Source organism: bacterium, assembly GCA_024224155.1.
GTDB lineage: Bacteria > Acidobacteriota > Thermoanaerobaculia > Multivoradales > JAHEKO01 > CALZIK01.
Window position 1 is genome coordinate 1 of sequence record JAAENP010000256.1, and the last position, 8,597, is coordinate 8,597.

Annotated in this window: 7 protein-coding genes; 5 read left to right on the forward strand and 2 right to left on the reverse strand. The window is 64.7% G+C overall.

What is annotated here, in order from left to right; all coding sequences use genetic code 11:
- Positions 1–368 precede the first annotated feature (368 nt).
- Positions 369–896: an NUDIX hydrolase gene (locus GY769_13600; GenBank protein ID MCP4202952.1), complete on the reverse strand. Its 528-nt coding sequence runs from the start codon at positions 894–896 to the stop codon at positions 369–371.
- 66 nt (positions 897–962) lie between these two features.
- Positions 963–1,853: a hypothetical protein gene (locus GY769_13605; GenBank protein ID MCP4202953.1), complete on the reverse strand. Its 891-nt coding sequence runs from the start codon at positions 1,851–1,853 to the stop codon at positions 963–965.
- Positions 1,854–1,961: 108 nt separating this feature from the next.
- Here GY769_13605 and GY769_13610 point away from each other — a divergent pair, with 108 nt between their 5' ends.
- The 5 genes from GY769_13610 to GY769_13630 form a co-directional block, all read left to right on the forward strand.
- Positions 1,962–2,972: a hypothetical protein gene (locus GY769_13610; GenBank protein ID MCP4202954.1), complete on the forward strand. Its 1,011-nt coding sequence runs from the start codon at positions 1,962–1,964 to the stop codon at positions 2,970–2,972.
- On the forward strand, positions 2,969–3,784 hold the full coding sequence (gene proC / locus GY769_13615) for a pyrroline-5-carboxylate reductase (GenBank protein MCP4202955.1): 816 nt from the start codon (positions 2,969–2,971) through the stop codon (positions 3,782–3,784). The genes GY769_13610 and proC overlap by 4 nt, the downstream gene beginning before the upstream one ends.
- A gap of 133 nt (positions 3,785–3,917) precedes the next feature.
- Positions 3,918–4,931: a hypothetical protein gene (locus GY769_13620; GenBank protein ID MCP4202956.1), complete on the forward strand. Its 1,014-nt coding sequence runs from the start codon at positions 3,918–3,920 to the stop codon at positions 4,929–4,931.
- Complete coding sequence (locus GY769_13625) at positions 4,928–7,714, forward strand: hypothetical protein (protein ID MCP4202957.1); 2,787 nt, start codon at positions 4,928–4,930, stop codon at positions 7,712–7,714. The genes GY769_13620 and GY769_13625 overlap by 4 nt, the downstream gene beginning before the upstream one ends.
- Positions 7,715–7,732: 18 nt before the next feature.
- A partial coding sequence (locus GY769_13630) for a GTP-binding protein (protein MCP4202958.1) occupies positions 7,733–8,597 on the forward strand: 865 nt, incomplete at its 3' end.

Below are 8,597 nucleotides of genomic sequence, written 5' to 3' on the forward strand. Positions count from 1 at the left end.
GCGGCGCTCCTTCCGGCTCAGTGCCGAATAGGACTCTCCGCTTGGGCGCCTTGGTTAACGAATAGGAACACCGACACGCAAGCGGTCGACCTCGGCGTCGACCAGTTTCCGGGAGTGAAAGGCCGGCGTGGGTATCCCGAAGGCGGGCGACGCTCGTCGGCGCTTAGGAACTGTAGCGGACGAGCCCGAGCCGGCCCCTGGAGAATCGCCTGCGCGGGGCTCGACTTCTACAAGAGGCCGAGCAATCCGGAGGCGGGCAAGGCCGGCCGCGTGCGCCTCGGAGCGAGCCTCTCCATCTGCTGATGGCTCGCGAAGAGGCGACACCGGGCGGCCCGATCGGTGCGGTTCTCACCGACATTGGTCGGCCGCTACAGCCTCCTCTCCGCCCGCAACAGCGCGCTGATCGACTTGCCGTCGCAGATGCGCCCGTCGCGGGCGGCATCGAGCGCCTCGGCCAAGGGCATTCGGACGACCGTGAGAACCTCGTCCTGCTCGAGCTCCTGCTTCCCGGCCTCGAGCCCGGACGCGAGATATAACCAGATCCTCTCGTCGCTGAAACCCGGCGTCGGCCAGATGCCTCCGAGCGGCTCGACCGTACCGGGTCGGAACCCGGTCTCCTCCTCGAGCTCGCGAACGACACAATCCAGTGGATCCTCTCCCGGCTCGAGCTTCCCGGCCGGGATCTCGAGCAGCCATTCGCCGACAGCGTGACGATACTGGCGCACCAGAAGTACCTCGTTGTTGTCGTCTACGGCCACGACCGCGACCGCGCCCGGGTGCCTCACGATCTCGACGTCGGCAGTGTTGCCGTCGGGCATCAACACCCGTTCGACGCTCAAGTGCACGACCCTGCCGGCAAAGATCTCCTGGCGCTCGAGAACCTCGGCTGATTTCATTCGCTTCTCCAAAAGAAAAAGGGGCGGCCGGAGCCGCCCTCTCAGGTCACGGTAACAGGCCGGCGCCTAGCCGTCGCCCTTCCCGATCTTCTTGAGCCGCTTCATGAAGCCGCCCTTCTCTTCTTCTTCGGCCGGCTCTTCTTCGGAATCCTGGGCTTGCATGGCGCCTGGATCCATCAGTGTGACCTCTTTCGAGTCCGGATTCAGCTCGAAGATCGAATTATCGACGTTCATCGCTTCGAACTCGGTCACCTCGGTGGTCGAAGTCGTGGTCGCGCTCCTCTTCTTCTTGGCACCCTCGGTTCGGGTGGTGGTCACGCTTTTGAAGGGAAAGCCCTTCACCTTCCCCAGCTCACCCTCGAGCAGGGTGTCAACGGCGTCGAAGCCGGTCTTGCGCGGACGCATCCAGGCCTGGAATCCGGTGGCCTGCAGCTCCTCTGCGCTCCAGATCTCGTTATCCAGAACGTAGTGATCGCCGCGCTTCATGCCCATGATCTTCATCTCGAGATCGTAGGACGTCCGGTACTTGTAGTACTTGGTGTCGTAGCCGTGCATCTCGGGGCCATTACCGCTATCCAGCTGCTCGACGGAATGGTTCGTCACATCCATCTCGAACATCCCCGATTCCATGACCGCGCCGGCAAAGCCCAGCATCTCGCTCAAGTCGAACTTGGCGTGGGTGTTCTCCTTCGGGTCGACGAGATACAGGGTCTCCCCGCCGTCGTTGGTCAGAATGTACTTGCCCTCGCCGAGGAACGGATTGGCCTCGCCCACTTCCTGGAAGACGATCTTGGCGTTCGGCCCCTCGACCCAACCCTCGACAATCATGGTGTCGGATTGCTTCAGGTTGGTGCCGGTGGTCACCGTTTCGGCAACGTAGTGAAAGCCCTTCGCTGCATATCCCGCACCCGAGATCAACAGGAGCCCGAGAACCGCAAGAGTGACTGTTTTTCGCATTCCTTCTCCTCCTTCGAAACCTTTATTGTACCAGCGCTGACGGTACCCAGGGAGTCGGCTCGCAGCCGGTTTCGGGATTCCGAGAGTCGCGAGTTATGGTGCCCGAACATGAAACGACGAGGCTCACTACTAGCGGTCCTACTGATGACGGTGTCGCTTTCCCAACGGGCCACATCCGCGGCCGGGCCGACCTGGGAGGCCTGGTACTCGGTCAGCGCTCGGGTGCGCGGAGTCCGAGCCGACGCCGACCTCGAAGCGGGTGGCCGTCTTTCGATGGCCGGATTAGAAACACCATCCGGGGCGCTCAGCCTGAGCCTGGGCGGCGTCCTCGAGCATCCCTGGAAGCTCTACTGGGTCGACCCGCTTGGACCGTTCGGTGAAGAGGTCAAAACAGCCTCGGTCGTAACCCTGCCCGAAGCCAGCTGGACCGCCCTGGAAACCGCGCGGGCCGCGAACCGGGCACACGGCCGGCGCGAACATCAACGCTGGCTCGAGCACGCGCAGCGGCCTCGCGCCCTCGACGGCTCCTTTGCATTTATTGTCATCGGGCGCTCCCAGGATCGGTTCCGCTTCGAGGTCGGCGCCGACGGCGCGGTCTCGGAGATCACGAACCGCATGACCCATAGCTGGCTCCCCGGGCCCTTCGACCAGTTCATCGGGAAGGCGGAGCCCGTTCCAATCGGCTACTGGTTCTGGAATCAGGGCGAGACCGAGCCTTTCGACTACGAGCCGCATACCTACGACGCCTTCGCTACGGCGTTGGAACTCTTGGCGGTGCCGCTTCCGAGAGCCGCCGGAGCGACCTTGTCCTGGCCCGACGCCGCCGACATCGCCTCAAAGGTGCTGGGCACGCTTGCACCGAAGGGGCGAAGCCGATTGCCTGCCGCCGCGCACCAGACGTCACTCGAAGCTCTGGTACGGGCCGAGACGCTGCCGAACGGCAACCAACGTCTCATTGCCCGGTCTTCGACGGCCGTTCCAGCGCTACACATCGAGCGCGAAACTGTGTTCTCATCGGATGGGCGGCCGGTGAGCAGCCGCGCCAGGGTGAGGCTGGAGTCGGGCCGGAGCGGCATGCTCGAAGTCGAAGTCGGCTACAAACCGGAGGAATCCGAATGAGTGCACCAAAGCTGGACCAACGGGTCGCGATCGTCGGACTGGGCAAGCTGGGTGGAATCCTCCTGCGCGCGTTTCTGGATCAGAAGCTGATCTCGGCCGACCAGATCACATCCACGGTCCATCACGAGGAAAACGCCAAAGCGCGCACCGAAGTGTTCGGGCTGCCGGTATCCACCGACAACATCGCCGCGGTCAAAGACGCCGACATCGTGCTCCTGTGCGTCAAACCCGCCGGGGTCCAAGCCGTGTGCGAGGAGATCGCTCCGGCAATGGCCGGCAAGCTGCTGATCTCGGTCGCGGCGTCGATACCAACCTGCTCCATCGAAGAGTACCTCGGCGAGGTGCCGGTCGTGCGAGCCATGCCCAACACGCCCTCGGTCATCGGCTCGGGCATGACCGGGCTCTCGGCCGGACGGTTCGCGCAGGACGAACATCTCGAGCTCGCCAACTCGCTCTTCGACGCCGTCGGTCGGACGGTCGTGCTCGATGAGAAACACATGGACGCGGTCACCGGTCTCTCGGCGAGCGGTCCGGCTTTCGTCTACGTGATCCTCGAGTCGCTCGCGGAAGCGGGGGTCAAGGTAGGCCTGCCGCGAGACGTGGCGACGCTTCTGGCCGCCCAGACCACCCTCGGCGCCGCCGGCATGGTGCTCGACCGCGGCAGTCACCCGGCGCTGCTCAAGGACGAGGTCACGACCCCGGCGGGATGCACGATCGACGGCCTGCTCGAGCTCGAAGAGGGCGGTCTGCGCGTGACCCTGATCAAAGCGGTGGTCAAGGCCACCGAGCGGGCCGCTGAGCTCAAGGGATGAGCTCGGCCGGCCACGAATTCCGGAGGGGACAACCGGACTTGGCAAGTGGGGTCTTGACCACAGGCCCCTTCGGGGGTTAGGTTTTCGGCGCGGCGGCTGCGTCCCGCTCCGGCCTTCCCCTCCAAACTGCACCATGCAATCGACTCAGGACAGCCCGGCGCTGCCTTCATCGCCCAGAAGCCTCGCGTTCTGCACAGCTGTGGTCACGCTCGGTCTCCTGGGGTTGTTCTCGAGGCCGGGGGCGCTCGGCGCCCAGGTCGCCCTCGAGCTCGAAGCGGGCTCGGCACGCATCTGGAGCCGTTCGGCCGCGCCGGAACGAGTCTCCATGCCTACGGACCGGCTCGCCCGAGTGGCCGTGGCCGCGGAGGGCGGCTATGTGATCGCGGGCGACAACCTCGGCACCGGCGACCTCTTCTTCGTGCATCGCGCCGGTGGACTCACGACCGAACTGCCGACGCCGCCATCACAGACCGGAGTTTTGCGCTCCGCTCCGGTGCTGCTTACGACCGGAGATCGGCTGGAAGGGACGGCCTGGCTCGAGGGATCGAGCCAGCAGGACTTCTCAGTTCTCGCCTCGGTGTGGAACGGCACTTCATGGGAGAACGTCGAAGTGGTCTCGATCCAAGACTCGGGGCCCCAGCTCGCGCTCTCCGCGGCTGTTCTCGACGACGGCAGCTGGCTGGTGCTTTGGGCCGGCTACGACGGCACCGACGACGACATTTTCTGGAGCCGCAGGGTGAACCGCACCTGGTCCCAACCGCGGCGGCTGCACCCGGACAACCAGGTGCCCGACATTCTGCCGACCGTCGCGGCGCACGGCAATAGTGCCCACGCGGCCTGGAGTTTTTTCGACGGCAACGACTATCGAACGCGAACCGCGCGCTGGTCGGGTACCGGCTGGACCTCGGGCCCGACCCTCGCCGGGCGCGGCTCCGGCCGAGCCGCCTTCGAAAATGTGGCCGGTCGTAGCTTCCTCACCTACCAAACCGTGGTTCCCGAGACCTGGAACCTGGTCGAGTTTGACCTGGAAGGAACGACGCCTCGGACCGCGGTCGTCGGTCGGTACCCGGAGCGGCCGCTGGTCACCCTGGAAGACGGCTCCGAACCCTCTCTGTCGTGGCCCTGGAGGCGAGAGTCGCGGCCATGACAAGTCCGCGTTTCTCCTTCGGCGTTCTCGCCGTCCTCGCGCTGGCCGCGACGCCGCGCCTCGACGCCGAAGTCTTTCGGGTGGTCGGATTCGGAGACAGCGTGACGGAGGCGATCGGATTCGACGTCGGCGCGAGCTCGAAATGCAAGGCCGGCGACCCCGATACCTGCGGCTACATCCCGCGGCTCGAAAGCTCCGAACACTACGGATGCAACGCCTCCACCTGTCAGTTCGTCAATCGCGGGAGGCGCGGAGAGACCACCGACCGGGCCTTGACCCGCATCGACGCCGTCCTCAACGAGAAGGCCTGGGATCTCATAATCCTGATGGAGGGCACCAACGATATAACTGAGAGCGTCTCCGCCCAGACCATCGACTTCAACCTTCGGCAGATGGCGAGGAAGGCGAAGAACCGGCAGATTGGGACGGCGCAGGCTTCGACGATCTGGCTCAATCCCACGCTCGAACGCCCCTTCACCAAGGGGCGCAACCTGATCGGCAACACACTCGGTTCTCTGATCGCGAGCCAGGCGGCTTCCGCGCGACGCTGTTTCGTCGACGTCAGGTCCAAGCTCTGCCCGCCCGGCTCCAACCAGGCGAAATGCTTCAGCAGGAACTACTGGGAGCCTCCGGTCGGCCAGGAGGACTTCGTCGGACATCCCAACGCCAGAGGCTATGACGTGATGGCCAAGGAGTTCTTTCGCGTACTGGGTTCGGCCGGCGAGCCCGGCGCCGCCGAGATCGTCGCTCCCCTGGACGAGGCCTGCGGCAAGAAGGCGAGCCTGGCCTGGCGCAAGGAAACCGTCGCGGGAGCCACTTGCGGCAACTGGTTTCGCGTACAGATTGACGGCGCCGGCGGCAACAAGCTAAACGCCTGGTACCAAGAGGACGACGTCTGCTCGGACTCGGACTGCGCCGTGACCTCGCCCGTCAACTTCGATCAGGGCACACTCTCGATTCGCATCCAGACACGAAACACTCGCGGGTACGGCCCCTGGACCGCGGAGGAGTCGTTCACGATCGTTCCGTCGTCTCCGAAAAAGGTGGGCAAACTGGTGGCTCCGAGCGGCGAGCTCTTCAGCGTCGGCGGCCTCGAGCCCGAATTCACCTGGAAGCCGGTCAAGGCGGCCAAGAGCTATCGCCTCGAGCTGGTCTCGAGAAGCGCGGGCGTCGTTTTCGACGGATCGTTCGACGCCACCGAGTCGTGCGAAGGCAACAGATGCACGGCCGTACTCGATGATCCTCTGTTGACCGGCGAGTACATCTGGCGAGTGCTCGCCGAGAACATCTGTGGCGGTACCTGGAGCGAGCCGGAGACGGTCGTGGTCTTCGACGGACCACCGTCGGTCGCGCCGGCAGCGGTGTCCCCCTCGTCTCGGGTCTTCGACGGCACACCCACATTTCGTTGGAACACGGTCGTCGGCGCGACCGAGTACGAGATCGAAGACGCCTTCGGCACATCGACCGTTCTGGCAGCGGCGGACCACTGCATCGGAGGGGTCTGCCGGTTCACCTCGGGGGCGCTGGCGGCCGGAGCGTACTCCTGGCGTGTGCGGGCCGTGAACCCGCTGGGTGCCGGTGCCTGGAGCGGGTCCGTGGCTTTTCAGATTGCCAACTGTGATTGCTTCGAGGGCCGAGCGGCCGGAGGCTCCTCGTTCCTCCTGGCCGTACCGGAAAACTGGAACGGCGACCTCGCTATCTGGAGCCACGACTCGAACTACTTCGGCGTCCGGGAGATCGAGGACTTCGGTCAACTGGCCCAGCGCCAGTTCGACGAGGGTTACGCACTCGGCACCACGAGTTACACCGTCACGGGTTGGCCATTGTTCAAGTCCGAGCGCGACCTCGAGAAAGTGTACGACACGTTCGTCGCCCGCTACGGAGAGCCCACCAATGTCTATCTCTTCGGCGAATCCACCGGTGCCCTCGCGGCCCTGGCGGCAGTCGAATCCGCCAAACTAGGCAACCTGGTGGGCGCACTCACCAGCTGTGGGCCTCTGGCGGGCGTCCCCAACTGGGAAGCGGCGCTCGATCTTCGGCTCGCCTACGATGCCATCTGCTCGGAAGTCATCGGTGCGTCAATCCCCGGTGGCGCGAAGGGGCTGCCCAAGCCCAATGATCTGGAGCCCGCGGACATTCGCAACGCGGTCAACGTTTGCACCGGCATCGACAGCAAGCGACCTCAGCGCTCGAGCGAGCAGAAGCAGCGCTTGAAGGAGCTGCTCCGGGTCAATGACATCCCCGAAAGCGGCCTACACGATGCGATGCAGCAGGCCACCTTCGGCCTCTACGACTTGGTGCGCGACAAGAGGAAGCTCAAGGGCCGGCTGCCGGTAGGAAACGACGGCGTCGACTATGGCTCGGACTCCCTCAACGCGTCCATTGAACGTGCCAAGGTCGACCCGAAAGGCGCCCGCAAGCTGGCGCAGACGTCCAGGCTCTCGGGCGACATCAAGGACACCAAGGTCATCTCGCTCCACACCAGTCGAGACAGTGTCTTCTTCCCCGAGAACCTGCGCAACTACAGTGATCTCGCTCCCGCCGACGGCCTCGCCGCCGGTTTTGTAACCGAAGCCAAGGCCTCCCACTGCGGCTTCAGCGAGGTCGAGCTTCTGGCCTCGTGGCGAGCCCTGAAGATCTGGGCCGAGGGCGGCAAGAAGCCGAAGCCCAAGAACCTCCAGAGCCGGTGCCAGAGCCTCGAGATCGAAGCCGACGGCGAATGCCGGTTCGATACGAAACCCAAGTTCGAGACACTCGAGACCCGAGTTCGGCCCCGACCCTAGAGGTACAGCGGCCGCCAGATGCTCGAGACGGTCCTGGACGAAGAGCAGCGCGGGATTCTCGCGCGCCAGCGCCACGCCCTGCGCGAGCTCCAGGCGGTGGTCGAGAGCGGCCACGGTGACCCGGCAACACGAAAGACACTCGAAACGGCGATCCGCTCGCTCGACGAGCTCTTCCTGCTGGTCGTCGTCGGAGAGTTCAACTCGGGCAAGAGCACGTTCCTCAACGCGTTTCTCGGCGGGCCGGTGCTCGAAGAGGGTGTCACTCCCACCACCAGTCGCATTCATCGAATCATCTACGGACCCGAGAGATCTCGAACCGTCGACGCTGACGGCGTCGAAGTGCTCACCGAGCCGCTGGCCTTCTTGCGACAGGTCCATTTCGTCGACACACCCGGTACCAACGCTCTCGACCGCGAGCACGAGGCACTGACCCAGGAGTTCATTCCGAGGGCCGATCTGGTGTTGTTCGTCACTTCGGCCGACCGGCCGTTCGCCGAAAGCGAGCGCGCATTCCTGACCGAGATTCGCGAGTGGGGCAAGAAGCTCGTCTTCGTAATCAACAAGATGGATTTCCTCGCATCCGACGAGGATCGGTGGCAGGTCGAGGATTTCGTTCGCGAGAATGCCCGCAGACTCCTCGACGCCGAGCCGGAGATCCATATGATTTCGGCGAAGAAGGCCCTGGAGGGCAAGCTGGCGGGCAACGCGATGCTGCTCGCCGAGAGCCGCTTCTACCATCTCGAGCAACACATCACTCAGGTTCTGGACGAGACCGAGCGGGTCCGCCTCAAGCTTATGAGCCCGCTCGGCATCGGCCGGCGCGTCGCCGGCCAGACGCTGCAAAAAGTCGAGGGCCGCCTCGAGGTCCTCTCCGCCGACATCC

Coding starts and splice junctions, on each gene's coding strand:
- GY769_13600 (MCP4202952.1), bottom strand. CDS start 896: ATGAAATCAGCCGAGGTTCTCGAGCGCCAGGAGATCTTTGCCGGCAGG.
- GY769_13605 (MCP4202953.1), bottom strand. CDS start 1,853: ATGCGAAAAACAGTCACTCTTGCGGTTCTCGGGCTCCTGTTGATCTCG.
- GY769_13610 (MCP4202954.1), top strand. CDS start 1,962: ATGAAACGACGAGGCTCACTACTAGCGGTCCTACTGATGACGGTGTCG.
- proC (MCP4202955.1), top strand. CDS start 2,969: ATGAGTGCACCAAAGCTGGACCAACGGGTCGCGATCGTCGGACTGGGC.
- GY769_13620 (MCP4202956.1), top strand. CDS start 3,918: ATGCAATCGACTCAGGACAGCCCGGCGCTGCCTTCATCGCCCAGAAGC.
- GY769_13625 (MCP4202957.1), top strand. CDS start 4,928: ATGACAAGTCCGCGTTTCTCCTTCGGCGTTCTCGCCGTCCTCGCGCTG.